Below are 16,901 nucleotides of genomic sequence, written 5' to 3'. Positions count from 1 at the left end.
ACGACCTGCTCAGCCCGCCTCGCGGTACGCCCTGCCTGCCTCGTTCGGGGTACCGCCCGGAGCGTAGAGGCCGGTGCCGGGCTTCTCGGCGGGCAGCGCGAACCAGGCGTAGCGCTCGACGTACGGGAGGCCTTCCATCATCGCGCTCGACCCGCGGGCGAACGCCGCGAGCTGGGCCTGGGTGGGAAAGCGCGCCGCGCCGCCGGAGAAGTCGATGAGCGCGTACTCGGTGAGCCACACGGGTTTGCCGTACCGCGCGTGCACCGCGTCGAGGTAGTTCTTCAGGTGACCGACGGCCGCGTCGCTGAAGTCGGAGCCGTACCAGTGCACCGCGATGAAGTCGACGCGCAGTCCGCGCTGGGCCGCGCCGGTCATGAACCGGTCGAGCCAGCCGCCCGCCTTGTCCCCGCTGTGCGCGACGGCGGGGCTGCCGAGCCGCAGGCCGGTCGCCGCGAGCTTCGGCCACAGGTCCAGTGCCTGTTCCGGGCTCATGTTGGCCTGCTCGGGGAAGTCCGGCTCGTTGAACCCGAGCAGCGCCTTGCCGTTCGCCTTGGCGCGGGCGAGGGTCGCGTCGTCGGTGAACTTCGTGCCCCAGATCATCGGCACGAACTCGACGTTCGGCGGCGTCGCGATGCCGTCGGTCTGCGCGGCCCAGTTGTAGTACCAGCCCGCACGGACGTCCGTGAGCGCCTTGCCGACGCCGTCGAAGTTCCAGGTGCTGACGCCCTTCTTCACCGACGCCGTGACGGGAACGACGGGCGGAGCGGGCTGGGTGGCCGTCGTCGTCGAGGGCGGCGCCGAGGACGACACCGACGACGGGGGAGCGGTGGTGGGAGGTGGTGGTGTGGACGTGGTCCGGGTGACGGCCGAGATCGCCTGTGCGACCGGTTCCTCGCCAGACGGCAGCACGGCGACCACGACGCCCGTGACCAGAACCGTGGCCGCCGCGGCCGCAATGGACTTCGCCAGCGCGCCCTTGAGGAACAGGCCGGCCTTGCCACCGGTGACCGGGTTCGCGCCGACCGGACCAGCGCTGACAGGACTCGCGCCGACAGGGGAGACGACCAGCGTGGACGGGTCGAACACGAGCGCGGCGGGCAGCGGCACCAGCGGCAGCCGCGCGAGCAGCCCCTCGACCGACGCCAGGTCGTACCCGCACCGCTCACATCGGATGCACTCCCGGCTGTGCCGGGCGATCCGCTTGCGCCACAACGGACTGGGATCGCCGTCCCACTGGGCGACGACGTCGGCCAGCTCGGGACACCGCGGCGTGCGTTCCAGCGTCCGCACGACGATGCGCGCGGCGTCGAGCTGAGCCTTGACCCGCTGCACCCGCACGGCGGTGTGCTGCGGGGTCAGTTCCAGCGCGTCGGCGACCTCCGTGCGGGTCAGTCGCCCGGCGGCCTCCAACCACCACAGGGACAGCAGTTCGCGCTCGTCCTCGCTGAGCCACCGCGTGGCCGCGACGACCTCACGGCGCTCCCCGGACAGCTGCAGGCGCATGATCGTGAGGTCGACGAAGTCCGCGCCGGGATCCGCGACGTCCTGCGGCACCGGCCCGGTGACGGGCACGCGCTGCCGTTCGCGGTGCCGCAGGCGGATCTGGTTCATCGCGATCACGACGAGCCACGACCGGAACCCGGCGGGATCACGCAGCCCTGGCAGCCCGTGCACCGCGCGCAGCATGGTCTCCTGGACCACGTCGTCGGTGTCCGCGTGACCGCCGAGCGCGTGCCCGACGATGTTGTAGACGAGGGGCAGGTACCCGCTCACCAGGTCGTCCAACGCGCGCTGGTCGCCGTCGCGCGCGGCCACCACCGTCGCGACGCCGGGTTCCTCCGGTGCTGCCATGCCCACCTCACTTGCCGGTCCAAGGTCCTCTGACCAGGAGATGTCCCCGGCGCCCGGCGATAACAGAAACTTCCAGGGCTTTGTAGCCGACGGCGGTGGCACCGGCCAGTGCCGGGTCGGTGACGCCGCCCCGTTCCGCCCGCCGGACGGTGGTCGTGCGGCGGCGGCGAACTGCCGGTTCCGTCCCACGATCAGCGCTGCCACCAGGCAATTGAGCGGGCTAACGTAACGCGATGTGCGGCGAACAGGTGGCGAGGTAAGGATCCTTGGGCCGGTCGAGGTGTGCGGCCCGCACGGCCGCGCGGTGCTGACCGGTGCCCGGCAGCGCAGCATCGTCGCGGTACTCGCCCTGCACGCGGGCACGCCGGTCGCGGTCGACCGTCTCGTGGACGCGCTGTGGGGAGACGATCCGCCGCGCACGGCCGTGAGGTCGTTGCACAGTCACGTCGCGCGGGTGCGGCAGGCGCTCGCCGACTGCGGGATGCCCGGCGCGCTGATGACCAGGCCGGGCGGCTACCAGCTCGACGCGTCCGTCGACGCGGCGGCGTTCGACCGGACCAGGGACCTGAGCCTGTGGCGGGGCGAGCCGCTGGCGGGCACCGAGTTGTTCGGGTGGGGCCGCGCGGAGATCGATCGGTTGCGGGAGCAGCGGATCGCCGCAGTGGAGGCGTACTGGGGTGATCGGCTGGACCGGCCGAACGCGATCGAGGAGCTGGAACGGCTGGTGGTCGGCCATCCGACCAGGGAACGGCTCGTCGGCCTGCTGATGCGCGCGTTGCACCGCGACGGCAGGCACGCGGACGCGCTGGAGGTGTTCCGAAGACTCAGACATCGGCTCGCCGACGAGCTGGGCGTCGATCCCGGGCCTGACCTCCTCGCGCTGCACACCGCGATCCTGCGCCGAGATCCCGTGCTGCACAGCGCGAAACCCGCCCAGCTGCCGGCCCGCGCCGGCCACTTCACCGGTCGCGCGGCCGAGTTCGCCGCCCTCGCGGGTCTGCCACCGATCGTCGTGGTCTCCGGTGTCGCCGGGGTCGGCAAGACCACGTTCGCCGTCGAGTGGGCGCGGCGCGTCGCCGACCGCTTCCCGGACGGGCAGGTGTTCCTGGACCTGCAACGACTCACGCCGGCCCAGGCGCTGACCGAGATGCTGCACAGCCTCGGCGTTCCCGCGGACCGCGTCCCCGCCGATCCAGCCGCGCTGTACCGGACCCTGTTGCACGGCAAGCGGGTGCTCATCCTGCTCGACGACGTTCGTCGCGCCCGGGACGTGCTGCCGCTCGTGCCCGGCGACCAGGGGAACCTGTTGCTGGTCACGAGCCGCGACACCCTCTCGGCGCTCGGCACGCGCCACGCCGTGCACACCGTGAGCCTCGACCTGCTCAGCGAGCCGGAGGCACGCGACCTGCTGGCCGACATCCTCGGAGAGCCCAGGGTGTGCGCGGAATCCGACGCGACCGCGGACCTGGTCGTCCATTGTGGACGGCTGCCGCTGGCGTTGCGCATCGCGGCCGCGCGGCTCGCGATCCGGCCCGGCAGGCGGATCGCCGACCTCGTGCGCGAGCTGACCCGCAACGACCCTCTGGACGTGCTGACGGTCGACGGGGACGACCGCACGGTCCGCACCGTGTTCGCCAGCGCGCACCGCACGCTCAGCCCGCAGGCGGCCCGGCTGTTCCGCGTGCTCGGCGAACATCCGGGCGCGAGCTTTCCCGCCGACCTCGCCGACGCGATGGGGCCGGGTCTCGACGAACTGGTCGCGTCGCACCTCGTCAGCGAGATGGGCAACGGCCGGTACGCACTGCACGACCTGATCCGGCTGTTCGCCCGGCAGAGCGGCGACCTCGGCGACGGGACGGAGCGTCTGCTCGACCGCTATCTCACGATCGCGCACGCGGCGGGGGAGGTGCTCAACCCGCGCCACGACCTCGTGACGCGACCGCCCTGCGACGACCTCCCGTTCGCTGCCGACCGCGTCGAGGTGCTCGCCTACCTCGACGCCGAACGCGACAACGTGCTGCACGTGATCCGGATGGCGGCACGGTCCGGCCTGCATCGCGAGACGTGGCAGCTGGCGTACCTGCTGACGAGTTACTTCGAGGCACGCGGCAACTGGGCGGCGCGCGTCGAACAGTGCGAGCACGCCGTGGATGCCGCCCGCGCGCTCGGCGACCAGCGTGCCGAGGCCGAGATGCTGCGGGGACAGGGCATCGCGCTGCAGATGACCTCCCGCATCGCCGAAGCCATGGTGGTGCAACGACAGGCGCTCGTCCTGGTGCGCGAAGCGGGCGACCTGCGCGGGGAAGCGCGGCTGCACAACAACATCGGCAACGCGCACTCCGAGCTGCGTCAGTTCGACCTGGCACTGGAGTCCTACCGCGCGGCGATGGAGGTGCACGGCGCGGCTGGGGACGAGGTGGGCGTGGCGCTGGCCCGGCGCAACCTCGGCTACACCTACGTCCGGATGGGCAAGCCGGACCTGGCGGCCTCACCGTTGTTCGCGGCGCTGGAAACGTTCCGCGCCAAGGAGAACCCGCGACTGGAGGCGGCGACGCTGATGTCGTTGGGCAACGCCTTCCACGGACTCGCCGATTTCGAACCAGCGCTGCGCTTCTTCGGCGACGCGCTGCGGATCAGCCGCGAGATCACCGACCACCGCTTCGAAGCCGACGCGCTGACCGGCCTCGGCGTGACCCACCTCGCGCTCGGAGATCCCTCCGTGGCAAGGGAATGCCTCACCGGCGCGCTCGTGGTGTGCCGTGCGCTCGGTGACGGGCACCGCGAGGCGTCGACGTTGCGCGAGCTGGCCGAGGCCGACCTCGCGCTCGGCGACCTCACCGCCGCCCGTGACCACCTCGCGGCCGCGCTGACGGCCAGGACCCAGGCGCGGGACGAGTTCGAGCTGGCCCGGGTCCACCGCACGTTCGCCGGCCTGGAGGGCCGGTGCGGGCGGTGGACCGAGGCCGCACGGCACTGGGCTCAGGCCGTCACGCTGTTCACTGCCTGCCGGCGATCGTGAACACGGCGACGCGCTTGCCGATCTGGCCCGGCTTCACCGACGTGATCTCCAGCGTGAACTTCTTCTGCTGCCCGGTCACCCGCAGCACCTTGTACGGCACACCGGCCTGGCTCTCGCCCGCCTTGATCGTGACCGTTCCGCGGGGCGCGGCCTGGTAGTCCTCACCCAGCTTCGCGGTGCCGTCGACGAACCTGTAGGTCACTTCGATGTTCTGCCCCGCCTTGCCGTCGCGCACCCGCAGGACCGCCGTGTACTCCTCCGCCGACTCGTGCACCGGCCCGTCCAGCGCGTCCACGACGTCCGGGCAGTCCGGCGGCTCGCAGCCCGCTGCTCCGTGTGCGGGCACGATTCCCAGCAGAAGCAGCAACAACACCATGATGGTCTTCATTGACAACCCTTTCGGTGGGTCCGTCTCCGAACAACGGAGACGGACCCACCGGGATTGATACTCAGTCCTTTTCGTTGATCAGGTATTGCGCTCCGCCGAGATCCGTGCCCTGGACGTCGACCTGGCGCACGTGCAGCTCGGCCGGACCTGCCTCCCTGTCGGTCGCGAACGTCAGCGCCGTCTCGATCCGCTCGTCGCCCTTGAGCACCAGCCCGTCGATGCTCGCCTTCGTGTCGACGAGCTGGAACTGCGTCTCGCCGACCTGCTTCACGCCGGTGGCCCTCCCGCCGGCGGCCTTCCACCGAGCCGTGAGCTCCTGGCCGAGGTCGATCGTCGCGGTGCCGGCGAACGGCCGGGGCTGCTCGAAGATCAGGTTCTGCCTCGCGTCGGCGCGCTCGGGGTTGCCGATCGTGTACGGCACGCGGACGGGTTCGAACGGGCGGACCCGCACGGAGTCGACGTTGCGCCACGCGATGTTGTTGTTCCGCTGCGCGTTGAGCTGGGTGTTGGCGCCCTCGGCGAACGTCATCGGGTCCGCGTTCGACACCCAGCGGGCGAGCAGGCAGAAGTGCGCGGGGCCGGGCACGTTCCAGCCGGGCCAGGTGATCATGACGGTGGTGCCGCCGACCGGCACGGACGAGCCCGCGGTGCCGATGTAGGTCCAGCCACCCGGCCAGGCCGTGCCGCCGCCGAGGTTGCTGCGGTACAGGTGGAGGTTGCCGTCCACGAAGCCGATGCCGCCCGGCTTGCGTCTCAGCGTGACGAACACGTAGTTGTTCACGCCCACGACCGGGTTCTGCGACACCGCGCACAGCACCGGCGTCGAGCACACCTTGATGTCGGGGCTGTAGTAGATGCTGCCGGCGCTGGGCTCGTTGCCCACATCGCTGACGTTGTCACGCACGAAGACGTCACGTTGGAACGGCGTGGCGCTCGCTGCCGGCGCGATCAGCGCCGCGACCGCCAGCAAGCCCGCCAGCGCCGTTGCCAGTTTGGCTTTCACCATGTCCTCCATCGGTTGTGGTCTGCCGATGAAGGAGTACCTCCGCGCTGTTGTGGCGAGGTTGTCGTGCTGTTGTCCCCGGTCTCAGCCGATCAGGCGGCGGCGCCAGTCCAGCGGGGTGACGGTGATCGACCGGCCGGGGTCGCGGTCCCAGCGGGTGTTCAGGCCAGCTGCTTCGAGGGCGGCCACGACCTCGTCGCCGATGGCCGTGGTGGTCTCGGACGAGCCGTCGAAGCCGCCGTACAGGAGCGTCAGCCCGTGACCTGCCGCGGCGGACTCCGTGCACTGCGAGTGGAAGTAGACGAACCCGCGGGAGCCCGGCCCGGCCTCGGCGCCGATCTCCGCCTGGCCGCAGCCGCGGCAGCAGGTGAAGTTCTCGCGGGCGGTGATGCCGTTGTGCTGCAGGACGGTGAACGCGCGGGTGAGCCGTTCGGGATCTGTCTCGCCCTGCCAGGACTGCTGTTCCGCGACCCGTTCCAGCCACAACCGGTCGGCCAGCGCCTGCGCCTGCTCGCGTGACACCGGCCGGCGGTCCTCGGTGACCAGGTAGTCCTCCGCGAGCTCGGCCAGTTGGGCACGGGAGCAGTAGCCGCCGGCCAGCGCCTCGCGGACGCGGGTCTCCAGCTCCTCGTGCTCCTGGTCGCCGAGTTCGAGCGGCGGCACCTCGCGGGCGGGCGGCAGGCCCAGCGGCGACCAGGCCAGACCGCTGTCCCACCCGGCTTCCCGGCGGGCCCAGCCGGTGAGCGCCGCGATCACGGCACCGGGCTGCTCGGCCGTCGTCTCGAAGTGCCGGTCGGCGCCGCCGTCGCGGTGCTCCACCGAGTAGTCGCCGCCGGCCGCGTGCCAGACCTGGGCGAAGACGTCGGGCAGGTCGGGCGCTCGCTGGACCACCAGGAACCGGTCGCCGTCGCCGCCGATGCGCTCGACCAGCCCGGCCAGTTCCTCGGCGGACACGCGGACGTGCCGTTCCCCGGTCTCCGTCCGCACCACGATCTCCAGCATGCGCAGACTCTAAATCGGGCCTCATGAGGCGGTGCCGTCGCTCAGCCAGTGCGTGACCTGGATCACTTATGGACCCGGTTTCTGTGACCTGAGGTGAGACTCGCCGGTCTCCCATGGCGTACAGGATCAGTCGGCGAAGGGTGCGGAAGTGACGGGTCGGGAGTGGCTGGGGCAGGTGGACGCGGAGCAGGTGGAGGCCGCGCGGGCCGGTGATCGGGCGGCGCTCGACGCCGTGGTCGCGGGTTGCCTGCCGCTGGTCTACAACGTGGCCGGTCGGGCGCTGCACGCCGACGCCGAGGTGGACGACGTGGTCCAGGAGACGATGGTCCGCGTGATCCGCGGCATCGACGCGCTGCGGGAGCCAGAGCGGTTCCGGTCCTGGCTGGTGGCCGTCACGATCAACCAGGTCCGCGAGCACTACCGGCGCCGCGACCTGGCCCCCGCCCCGCTGGAGGAGTACGACCGGGCCGATCCTGGCGCCGAGTTCGTCGAGGTGGCGTTGTCGCGGCTGCACTTCGCCCAGCAGCGCCGGGAGGTCGACGAGGCCGCGCGGTGGCTCGATCCGGCTGATCGCGAACTGCTGGCGCTGTGGACGCTCGAACGCGTCGGGCAGCTGACCAGGGCCGAGGTGACCGACGCGCTCGACCTCGGCGCGCACACCGTCACGGTGCGGGTCAGCAGGTTGAAGGGCCGCCTGGAGACGATCCGGCACCTGGTGCGCGCGTTGTCGATGGAACCGCGCTGCGCCGGGCTCGACCGGGCCGCGCAGGGCTGGAACGGCGAGCCGAACCCGTTGTGGCGCAAGCGGCTCCTGCGGCACGTCGACGAGTGCGGCCGGTGTCGGCGCGGCGTGGACGACGCGATGCCGGTCGAGCGCATCCTGACCGGTGCCGCGCTGCTCGTGGTCCCGGCCGCCTACCTGCCGCGACTGCTGGAGAGCCTGCGGGACGTCACACCGGAGGCCGTCGCGTACGCGTCCGACCTCGGGCCCGATCCCACCCACGCCGCCCACCTCGCGGAACCCACCGGCGTCTTCGGCAAGCTCGCGGGCATCGCCGGCGGCAAGCCCGTCCTCGTGGTGGCGGGCGCGGCAGCCGTGTGCGCGCTCGTCGGCGTGGTCGGCACCGTGGTGCTGCTGCCCTCCGACCCTCCTGCCGCCGTGGCCGGGCCGAACACCACCCAGGCCCTCGCTCTCACCACGTCCTCGTCACAGGCGGCGGAAACGACGTCGAGCGCGCCGTCGTCCAGTGCCACCACGACGACGACCACCACCACGACCACGACGACCGCGCCACCCGAGCCCGTGCGCGCCGCCACCCCGGAGGAACGCGTCCTGGCGTTGATCAACGAGACCAGGGCGAACGCCGGCCTGCCCGCGCTGGCGGTCGACCCGGCGCTGGTCACCGCGGCCGACCGCCACACCAGGGCGATGATGAGCAACGGCTGCGGCCTGTCGCACCAGTGCCCCGGCGAGAGCGGCCTCGGCGAACGCAGCACGGCGGCGGGCGTGAAGTGGAGCTCCGTCGCGGAGAACGTCGGCATGGGCGGCCCGGTGAAGGACAACGTCGATGCGATCTCCAAGATGGCGCTCGGCCTCACCCAGGGCATGATCGACGAGAAGCCGCCGAACGACGGCCACCGCAAGAACATCCTGAGCAAGTCGTCCACCCGCATCGGCATCGTCGTGATCCGCGACGCCAAGGGAACCGTGTGGATGACGCACGACTTCGCCGGAAGTTGAGCCGCAACGCACATTTAAAAAAGATCATCCTGAAGTCGTACGTGGGAACGCGACCACGGTCGGACGCGTGACGATCCGTCCGGACAGCACTGTCTCTTCCGTGCAGACCGTCACCTACCGCTGGCCGACCGCGGTCACCACCGACACCCCGGAACTGTTGCGCTGGACGGGTTTCGGCGGCGCGCTCCTGCTCACCACGGGTGCGTGGGCCGTGAGCGCCAGAGCAGGGGGACTGGCGCTGGGGGTCGCGATCGCGGGCGCCGGGCTGGTCGTGCTGGCGTGGACGCTGCTCGGCCGCACCAGGCCGGACGCCCCGTGGCTGCGCAGGACGCTGGCGTGGTGGTGCGGGCCGCTGCTGGTGGCCCCGCCGCTGTTCAGCGGAGACGTCTTCAGCTACCTGGCCCAGGGCGAGGTGGCGGCGAACGGCCTCGACCCGAACGTCGTCAGTCCTGCGGTCGGGGCGAGCGCGGAGGCGGTGGCACGGGTCGGCATCTACTGGCGCGAGACGCCGTCGCCGTACGGGCCGCTGTTCACCACGGTCGAACGCTCGATCACCCAGATCACCGGCGGGGATCCGGTCGCCGGCATCGTGGCGTACCGGCTGGTCGCCGTGCTGGGCCTGCTGCTCGTCGTGTGGTCGGTGCCGAGGCTCGCGGCCATGACCGGCGTGCCGGAGCGCGCGGCGTTGTGGCTGGGCGTGATGAACCCGTTGGTGCTGTGGCATCTCATCGGCGGCGTCCACAACGACGCGTTGATGCTCGGTCTCATGCTGTCGGGCACTGTCATCGCGTTGCACGCACTGCCCGAACTGAAGTGGTGGCCGTTGACGGCCGGTGTCGTGCTCATCGGGCTGGGTGCTCAGGTCAAGCTGCCGGCACTGGTCGCGCTCGCGGTGGTCGGCACGGCACTGGCCCGCAGGCTGGGCGGCGGCTGGGTGCGGTTCGTCGCCGCGGGACTCGGGATGGTCGTGGCCGCCGTGGCGGTGTCGGTCGTGACATCGCTGGCGGGCATGTCCGGTTTCGGCTGGGTGCAGGCGCTCGGCACGCCCTCGAAGGTCAACAGCTGGATGGCGCCGACCAACTGGCCGGGCTATCTGGCGGGTGCGGTGTTCGGGCCGGAAAGCGGTCAGGCGATGATCTCCTCGGCACGGATCGCGGGGCTCGTGCTGATCCTGTGCGGGGTGGCGGTGGTGATCGACCGGCAGCTGCGCGGCAGGGTGTCCGAGGTGACGGCGCTGGGGATGATGATGAGCCTGATCGTGGTGCTGGGGCCGGTGATCCAGCCGTGGTACCTGCTGTGGGCGGTGCTGCCGCTGGCCGCGTGCCTGCCGGTGGGGAAGTGGCGGACCGGGGTCGCCGTGCTCGCCGGGGTCTTCGCGCTGCTGGTGCCGCCGCTCGCGGGCAACTTCGCGGGCCGCGTGCCCGAACTGATCGGCGCCTACGTCCTCGGGATCGCCCTGGTCGGTGGCGCGTACCTCGTCCTGCGCCGGGCGAGGGTGTCCGTTGCGCAAGCCTGACATCGTTCGGTACGGCGCGGCGGCGCTGGCCGGCGGCGCGCTGGCCCTGAGCTTCCCGCCGCGCACGCTCTGGTGGCTCGCCGTGCCCGCGTTCGTGGTGCTGTGGCTGGCTTTGAAGGGCGCGGGCGCGCGTCGCAGCGCGGGCCTCGGGTTCGTGTTCGGGCTGACGTTCTTCCTGCCGCACCTGTGGTGGATCCAGCACTTCCTCGGCGACGACTTCGGGCCGTGGCCGTGGCTGGTGCTCAGCGCGTTGATGGCGTTGTTCGTCTGCGCTGTCTGCGCGCTGTTCCCGCTCGTCTCCCGGCTGCCCGCGGCACCGGTGTGGGCCGCGTCGCTGTTCGTGCTGCAGGAGACCGCGCGCGGACTGATCCCGTTCAACGGCTTCCCGTGGGGCCGCGTCGCGTTCGGCCAGGTCGACGGCCCGTTCGCGCGGCTCGCCGTGATCGGTGGCGCGCCGCTGGTGACGTTCGCGGTGGTCTTCACCGGGTTCGGCCTGGCCGCCTGGTTCCCCCGCTGGACCCGTGCCTGGGCGTTGGTGCCGATCGTCGCCGCGCTCGCCGTCAGCCCGTTGATCTCGATCGAGGCCCAGACCGGGCAGCGGACTGTCGGCGTCGTGCAGGGCAACGCCCCCGACCTCGGCCTCGGTCTGCTCACCGAGGCCGCCACCCTGCGCGCCAACCACCTGCGCAAGACCGCCGAACTGGCCGCGCTGGTCCGCGGTGGCGCGCTGCCGAAGCCGGATCTCGTGGTGTGGCCGGAGAGTGCGACCAGGACCGGTGACCGCGACCAGGTGCTCGACAGCGCCATCGCCGACCTCGGCATGCCGACCCTGGTGAGCGCGTTGCGCAACGGGCAGAACTCAGTCATCGCCTGGGATCCGAAGACCGGGGCGGGCAAGTCGTACGCGAAGCAGGAGCTCGTCCCGTTCGCCGAGCACATCCCGCTGCGCCCGCTCGCCCGGATCTTCACGCCGTTCGCGGACCAACCGGATCTCGACGTGGGCACCGAACCCGGCGTGCTCGACATCGCGGGCACGCGCGTGGGTGTCGGCATCTGCTACGAGGTCGCCTACGACTACGTGCTGCGCGAGAGTGCGGCCGACGGTGCGCAACTGCTGGTGGTGCCGACGAACAACGCCTGGTACGGCCGTGGCGAGATGACCTACCAGCAGCTCGGGATGGCCCGGCTGCGCGCCATCGAACACGGCCGCGCGGTCGTCGTCGCGGCGATCAGCGGGGTGAGCGCGGTGGTGCGCCCGGACGGCAGCGTGGTGCAGTCGACCGGGATGTTCACCGACGACCTGATGGTGGACACCGTGCCGTTGCGCACGGACCTGACGTTCGCGACGAGGTTCGGCGGCGCGATCCACGTCCTGCTCACGGGCGCGGCGCTGGCCGCGTGCGTGATCGGGTTGTGGAGGCGCCGCCGCGCCTCAGTTCTTGCCGAGCAGGGCTGACCCCAGCAGAGTTCGCTGGTGCAGCACGGACAACCCCTGTCTCTCCGTCGTCAGCAACCCCGCCTCGCGCAGCACGCTCGTGTGCCGGCTGACCGAGGACGGGGACGCCCCGAGGCGTTCCGCCAGTTCGGTCGTCGTCGCTCCGGCACCGACCGCCGCCAGCACGGCGGACCGGGTGTTGCCGAGCAACGCCGCGAGCGCGCCCTGCTCACGCCGGCCGCTGTCGAGTTGCCGCTGCCAGGTCCAGTCGTGGTGCAACGGGTACACCACGGTCGGAGGGAGCCCTGGATCGGCGAACGCGACAGGGGTGCGGCGGCAGAAGTACGACGGCACCAGCCGCAGCCCACGCCCGTTGAGGTGCAGGTCCCGGTCGTACGCGTACTGGACCTCCAGCACCGGCGGCCGCCAGTTCATCAACGGCCACATGCCCCGCAGCAGTCCCTCGATGGACCCCGCGACGCCGTTGCGGTGCACACGATCGGTCTCGACGGCCTCCTCGATCAGATCGGTGTACGGCGCGATCACCGCGCAGTGGTAGCGGGCGAACGCCTCGGTGAGCTCCACCAGGGACTCACCGTCGCCCGCCGCCAGCGGACGCGTCCACTCCGGTGTGGGACGCACGTCCTCCAGTCGCCCGAACTCCTCCCGCAACCGGTGCCGCGGCGTGGACCGGATCGCGGCCAGCGCGCTTCCCAGGCCGTGCGCGCCCTCCGGCGGCGTGAGGAAATCCGGGAAGTACGGCCCCAGCGGGGCGAGCACGGACAGCATGCGGACGCCGGACGTGATCACCTGCCGGTCGCCGTTGCGGCGGATGTGACGCAGCCACGGCTGCAGCAACAACCCGCTGTCCAGTTCGGTCAGCCGAAGCCAGCTGAACACCATTTCCCAGAGCGGATCCACCCTTTCTGCTACCTGCGTACGCTCCAGATCGCCAAGCGAAAAATGGATGCGCAACACAGCAACCTCCCCAGGCCAGGTCACCGCGCACAACAATACCCGGCGTGTCACTCCGCCGAATTACGCAACGAAAACCGGTCTCGGGACCAGGGCCCCGAGACCGGTTCTGTGCCATCAGGCCGGATCAGCCGCAGCTGGTGCTGACCCACTGGTGCGAACGCACCTGGTAGGTGCCGGCGAGGTCACCCTTCTGACCTTGCTTCGTGCAACCGATCGAGTTGTTGTACCCCGTGTTGCGGTAGAACCTGACGCCCTTGGCGGAGGACGTCCCCCGGTTGTAGACGGACTTGACCTCCTTGGTCGTGGCCCAGGAACACTTGTAGGTTCCCGAGGTCCAGTCCGAGTCCGCCACGTCCCACATGCAGCGGCCGCCGGTGCCGCCGAAGCCGTTCCAGAAGCAGATGTTGCCGGTGTTGCAGTCCCAGGCGGCGAGAGCCTGGCCGGTCTCGGAGTCGAACGCCGCGCCCACAGCGGCGGCCTCGGCGACCGGAGCCTCCGCCTGAGCGCTCGGTGCCGCGAGAGCGACGGTGAAGAGCATGGCGAGCGGCATCAACGCCAGCAAAATACGCCGAACGAACCTCAAAGGATTCCTCCCTAAACCCGAAATGAATTCGGCCGACGTCACTTTAAGCAGAGGGAGGATCTGGAAGAAAGCTATTGCTTCGTGGTGCAAAAGCACATTTCACGGCCGTCGGGTGTACCTGTGTTTCACGCCGGCCGGGAAGTACTCCGGATCTCCGGCCGGTCGCAACACGACCTCGGGCAACTGCCGCTCGGCCGGGACGTAGTGCGCGAACTCGCTGTTGAGCCGCAGCAACTGGGCCCGCACCGCCTCCGCGATCACCGCCGCGTCCGCCGTCGCATCCGGCGCGGTCTCGACGGTGATCCGCAACAGCCGATCGCGATCTTCGTTCTCGACCGACTCGATCACGAACTTTCCCGTCACCGTCTCGCTGATACCGGGCTGCTCCAGTCCGACCGTCACGTTCTCCGGATAGACGTTCGCGCCGAAGAACGACACCGTGAACAGCGACCGCCCGAAGAGGAAGACGAACGGCAGCTCCGGACCAGGTGGGGGAGTGAAGCCGTTGCGGGCGCAGTGGGCCAGCAGGCCGGCGTGCTCCAGGAGCCCGCCCTCGTCGGCGATCCGGTAGCGGATCAGCGGGATCCCGCCGTCCGCGGTGAACACCAGCGTGCCGTCGTGCACCTCGAAGAACCGGCTCGCCGGGTCGTACTGCACGAGCGTCGGCAGCCGCGAGTCGCCGAAGACCTCCCGTGCCTTCTCCGGATGATCGGCGAGGAACCGGCGGATGCCCGCGGACAGCGCTGTCTCGTTGCCCAGCACACCGGAATCCGCTGTGCCGTAAAGGGAAGCGACGTCACTGATCGGGTCCGCGATTCCGGCCCGTCGCGAAACCAGGTCACGCCACTGCTCGCTGAACACCTCGCCCGCGAGCACGAGCTTGATCCGGTACGCGGGCCAGTCGACGCCCTGCGCGAGCCCGGTGTCGACGACGTCCTTCACGAACGGCGGGTAGCCCAGCAGCACGACCTGCTCGAAGTGCGGCGCCAGTTCCGGCAGCACCCGCAGGATCTCGGCCTTGTTGTTGCCGGGAGCCACGACCGTGATCGGGCAGCCCTTCGCCGCGAGATGCCGCACGCAGGCCTGGGTGAACAGCCCACCCACCCACGTGCCGAGCGGGAAGCACACCACGGCCAGCGTCGTGCGCTCGTCCGCGTGGAATCCGTCCACCAGCACCTGTTCGAACCGCCGCGCCACGTGCAACTCGTCCTCCAGCGACCGTGGCCAGATCGTCGGCCTGCCACTGGATCCCGACGACACGGCGATCATGTCGCAGTCCTCGAGCCGTCCGCCGCGGCACAGCTCCGGCAGCGGATACCGCTCGTGGTAGTTCGCCTTGTCGAGCAACGGCAGCCGCTGGAAGTCCTCGAACGTCCTGATGCTCGCGGGGTCGATGCCGTTCTCCCGCAGGAGCTTGCGGTACGCGGGCACGGTCGCGGCCGTGTGCTGGAACAGGTCGAGCACCCAGCTCGCGGACTTCGGCTCGGCGGGAGCGAAGAAGTCGTCGAACGCCTGGCGCACGCGGGTCTGCCGGCTGCTGTCCATCACGCGAGCGTATCGATCTGATCCACATTCCACCCGAACCAGACGAACGATGGTTCACGGGCAGTACCCGCCGCTTCTACCGTCTGTGTCTGACCGGGAAACCCCCTGCTTCCCGGTCGTGAGGAGTAGAGCTGCATGAAATCCCTGCGCACGGGGGCGCTGGCCGTCCTGACGGCCTCAGTGGTCGCCCTCTCGATGACGGGCGCCTCCGCCCACGACCCGAACACAGCAGAAGGACAGGCGGCGGCCAGAACGTTCCTGGCCGACCACCTCCCCGCGGACCGGCACGCCGTGACCGGACAGGCCGCCGCCGGCGTCCCGTGTGTCGACGGCAAGGCCGACATCTACCCCTGCAAGAACGTCGACCTGCTCAGCGTGCTGCCGCTGTCCGCGATGGGCGGTGGCAACGGCAACGACATCTGGGGCTGGACCGACCCGTCCTCCGGCAAGGAGTACGCGATCGTCGGCCGCACCAACGGCACGGCGTTCGTCGACGTCAGCACGCCCACCGCGCCCAAGTTCCTGGGCAACCTGCCGTCCAACGGCGGCAGCAGCTCATGGCGTGACATGAAGGTCTACAAGGACCACGCGTTCATCGTCGCCGACTTCATCACCGGCCACGGGATGCAGGTGTTCGACCTGACCCGCCTGCGGACGATCACGACGCCGCAGACGTTCACGGCCGACGCCCTGTACAAGGACTTCGGCCCGGCGCACAACATCGCCATCAACGAGGAGACCGGGTACGCGTACGCGATCGGCTCCAACACGTGCAGCGGCGGCCCGCACATGGTCGACATCCGCACGCCGAAGTCGCCGAAGAACGCGGGCTGCGTCGCGCAGGACGGCTACACGCACGACAACCAGTGCGTGATCTACCGCGGCCCGGACGCGGCCTACAAGGGCCGGGAGATCTGCTTCAACTCCAACGAGGACACGCTGACGATCGTCGACGTGACCGACAAGGCCAAGCCGGTCCAGATCGCGCGCAAGGCCTACTCCGGCGCGCAGTACTCGCACCAGGGCTGGCTCACCGAGGACCAGCGCTACTTCCTGCTCGACGACGAGCTCGACGAGTCGCGCGGCACCGACAAGCGCACCAAGACCTACATCTGGGACCTCGCGTCGCTGGCGAACCCCGTGCACACCGGCGTCTACAACTCGCCGGCCACGGCCATCGACCACAACCAGTACATCAAGGGCAAGTACTCCTACCAGGCCAACTACCAGGCTGGTCTGCGCATCCTCGACGTCAGCAACGTGGCTTCGGCGCAGCTGACGGAGGCCGGGTACTTCGACATCTACCCGGCGGCGAACGAGGCGAAGTTCAACGGGGCGTGGAGCAACTACCCGTACTTCGCGAGTGGCATCGTCCTGGTCAACGGCATCGAGCAGGGCCTGGTCGTGGTCAAGCCCAACCTCGGCGCCGTCGAACCGCCGCCCACCGGTGGCAAGTTCGAGAACACGGCCGACGTGTCCATTCCGGACGCGGGCGCCGCGGTGACGTCGCCGGTCACGGTGACCGGTGTTCCGGGCAAGGCGCCGGGAGCCCTGAAGGTGAACGTCGCCATCTTGCACCCGTACCGCGGTGACCTGGTGATCGACCTCGTCGCACCGGACGGCACGGCGTTCCGGCTCAAGGGTTCCAGCAACGACTCCGGTGACAACGTCGTGGCCACCTACGAGGTGAACGCCTCCGCGGAGGACGCCGCCGGCACGTGGCAGCTCAAGGTGCAGGACGTCTACCGCTCCGACGTCGGCTACATCGACGCGTGGAGCCTTCAGTTCTGAGACGAGGCCGTGGGTGGCCGGCACCGGCCACCCACGGCTCAGGAGTGAT

12 protein-coding genes are annotated in these 16,901 nt (G+C 70.4%); 5 read left to right on the top strand and 7 right to left on the bottom strand.

Annotated features, from left to right (window positions below):
• Nucleotides 1–9: 9 nt before the first annotated feature.
• The gene (locus ACIRG5_RS01135) at nucleotides 10–1,851 is read right to left on the bottom strand and encodes a sigma-70 family RNA polymerase sigma factor (RefSeq protein WP_402898283.1); all 1,842 of its coding nucleotides are present in this window, start codon (nucleotides 1,849–1,851) and stop codon (nucleotides 10–12) included.
• 235 nt (nucleotides 1,852–2,086) lie between these two features.
• Here ACIRG5_RS01135 and ACIRG5_RS01130 point away from each other — a divergent pair, with 235 nt between their 5' ends.
• Nucleotides 2,087–4,870, top strand: coding sequence for a BTAD domain-containing putative transcriptional regulator (locus tag ACIRG5_RS01130; RefSeq protein ID WP_402898280.1), 2,784 nt, complete (start codon nucleotides 2,087–2,089; stop codon nucleotides 4,868–4,870).
• Here the strand turns inward: ACIRG5_RS01130 and ACIRG5_RS01125 are convergent.
• The 3 genes from ACIRG5_RS01125 to ACIRG5_RS01115 form a co-directional block, all read right to left on the bottom strand.
• Nucleotides 4,848–5,258: a Calx-beta domain-containing protein gene (locus ACIRG5_RS01125; RefSeq protein WP_402898279.1), complete on the bottom strand. Its 411-nt coding sequence runs from the start codon at nucleotides 5,256–5,258 to the stop codon at nucleotides 4,848–4,850. The two genes, ACIRG5_RS01130 and ACIRG5_RS01125, sit on opposite strands and share 23 nt — an antisense overlap.
• Nucleotides 5,259–5,319: 61 nt before the next feature.
• The gene (locus tag ACIRG5_RS01120; protein WP_402898276.1) at nucleotides 5,320–6,261 is read right to left on the bottom strand and encodes a hypothetical protein; all 942 of its coding nucleotides are present in this window, start codon (nucleotides 6,259–6,261) and stop codon (nucleotides 5,320–5,322) included.
• An 84-nt stretch (nucleotides 6,262–6,345) separates the two neighbouring features.
• Nucleotides 6,346–7,263, bottom strand: a complete 918-nt coding sequence (locus ACIRG5_RS01115; RefSeq protein WP_402898274.1) for a DUF6891 domain-containing protein — start codon at nucleotides 7,261–7,263, stop codon at nucleotides 6,346–6,348.
• Nucleotides 7,264–7,411: 148 nt separating this feature from the next.
• Here ACIRG5_RS01115 and ACIRG5_RS01110 point away from each other — a divergent pair, with 148 nt between their 5' ends.
• From ACIRG5_RS01110 to lnt, 3 genes are all read left to right on the top strand, one after another.
• Nucleotides 7,412–9,004, top strand: coding sequence for a sigma-70 family RNA polymerase sigma factor (locus tag ACIRG5_RS01110; protein ID WP_402898271.1), 1,593 nt, complete (start codon nucleotides 7,412–7,414; stop codon nucleotides 9,002–9,004).
• A gap of 67 nt (nucleotides 9,005–9,071) precedes the next feature.
• Entirely contained in the window at nucleotides 9,072–10,520 is a 1,449-nt protein-coding gene (gene mptB / locus ACIRG5_RS01105) for a polyprenol phosphomannose-dependent alpha 1,6 mannosyltransferase MptB (RefSeq protein ID WP_402898268.1), read from the top strand.
• On the top strand, nucleotides 10,507–11,976 hold the full coding sequence (lnt, locus tag ACIRG5_RS01100) for an apolipoprotein N-acyltransferase (RefSeq protein ID WP_402898265.1): 1,470 nt from the start codon (nucleotides 10,507–10,509) through the stop codon (nucleotides 11,974–11,976). The genes mptB and lnt overlap by 14 nt, the downstream gene beginning before the upstream one ends.
• On the opposite strand, the gene ACIRG5_RS01095 is transcribed toward lnt, so the two are convergent.
• The 3 genes from ACIRG5_RS01095 to ACIRG5_RS01085 form a co-directional block, all read right to left on the bottom strand.
• Nucleotides 11,953–12,876 carry an ArsR/SmtB family transcription factor gene (locus tag ACIRG5_RS01095; RefSeq protein WP_402898262.1) on the bottom strand — a complete coding sequence of 308 codons (924 nt, stop codon included), beginning with the start codon at nucleotides 12,874–12,876 and terminating at the stop codon, nucleotides 11,953–11,955. The genes lnt and ACIRG5_RS01095 overlap by 24 nt on opposite strands.
• 181 nt (nucleotides 12,877–13,057) lie before the next feature.
• Nucleotides 13,058–13,516, bottom strand: coding sequence for a peptidase inhibitor family I36 protein (locus tag ACIRG5_RS01090; RefSeq protein ID WP_402898259.1), 459 nt, complete (start codon nucleotides 13,514–13,516; stop codon nucleotides 13,058–13,060).
• A gap of 99 nt (nucleotides 13,517–13,615) precedes the next feature.
• The gene (locus ACIRG5_RS01085) at nucleotides 13,616–15,061 is read right to left on the bottom strand and encodes a phenylacetate--CoA ligase family protein (RefSeq protein WP_402898256.1); all 1,446 of its coding nucleotides are present in this window, start codon (nucleotides 15,059–15,061) and stop codon (nucleotides 13,616–13,618) included.
• Nucleotides 15,062–15,196: 135 nt separating this feature from the next.
• Here ACIRG5_RS01085 and ACIRG5_RS01080 point away from each other — a divergent pair, with 135 nt between their 5' ends.
• Entirely contained in the window at nucleotides 15,197–16,852 is a 1,656-nt protein-coding gene (locus tag ACIRG5_RS01080) for a choice-of-anchor B family protein (RefSeq protein WP_402898253.1), read from the top strand.
• Nucleotides 16,853–16,901: the final 49 nt, after the last annotated feature.

Origin of the sequence: Lentzea sp. NPDC102401 (assembly GCF_044765805.1) — a bacterium.
Classification (GTDB): Bacteria; Actinomycetota; Actinomycetes; order Mycobacteriales; family Pseudonocardiaceae; genus Lentzea; species Lentzea sokolovensis.
This window is presented reverse-complemented; position numbering and strand designations above follow the sequence as displayed.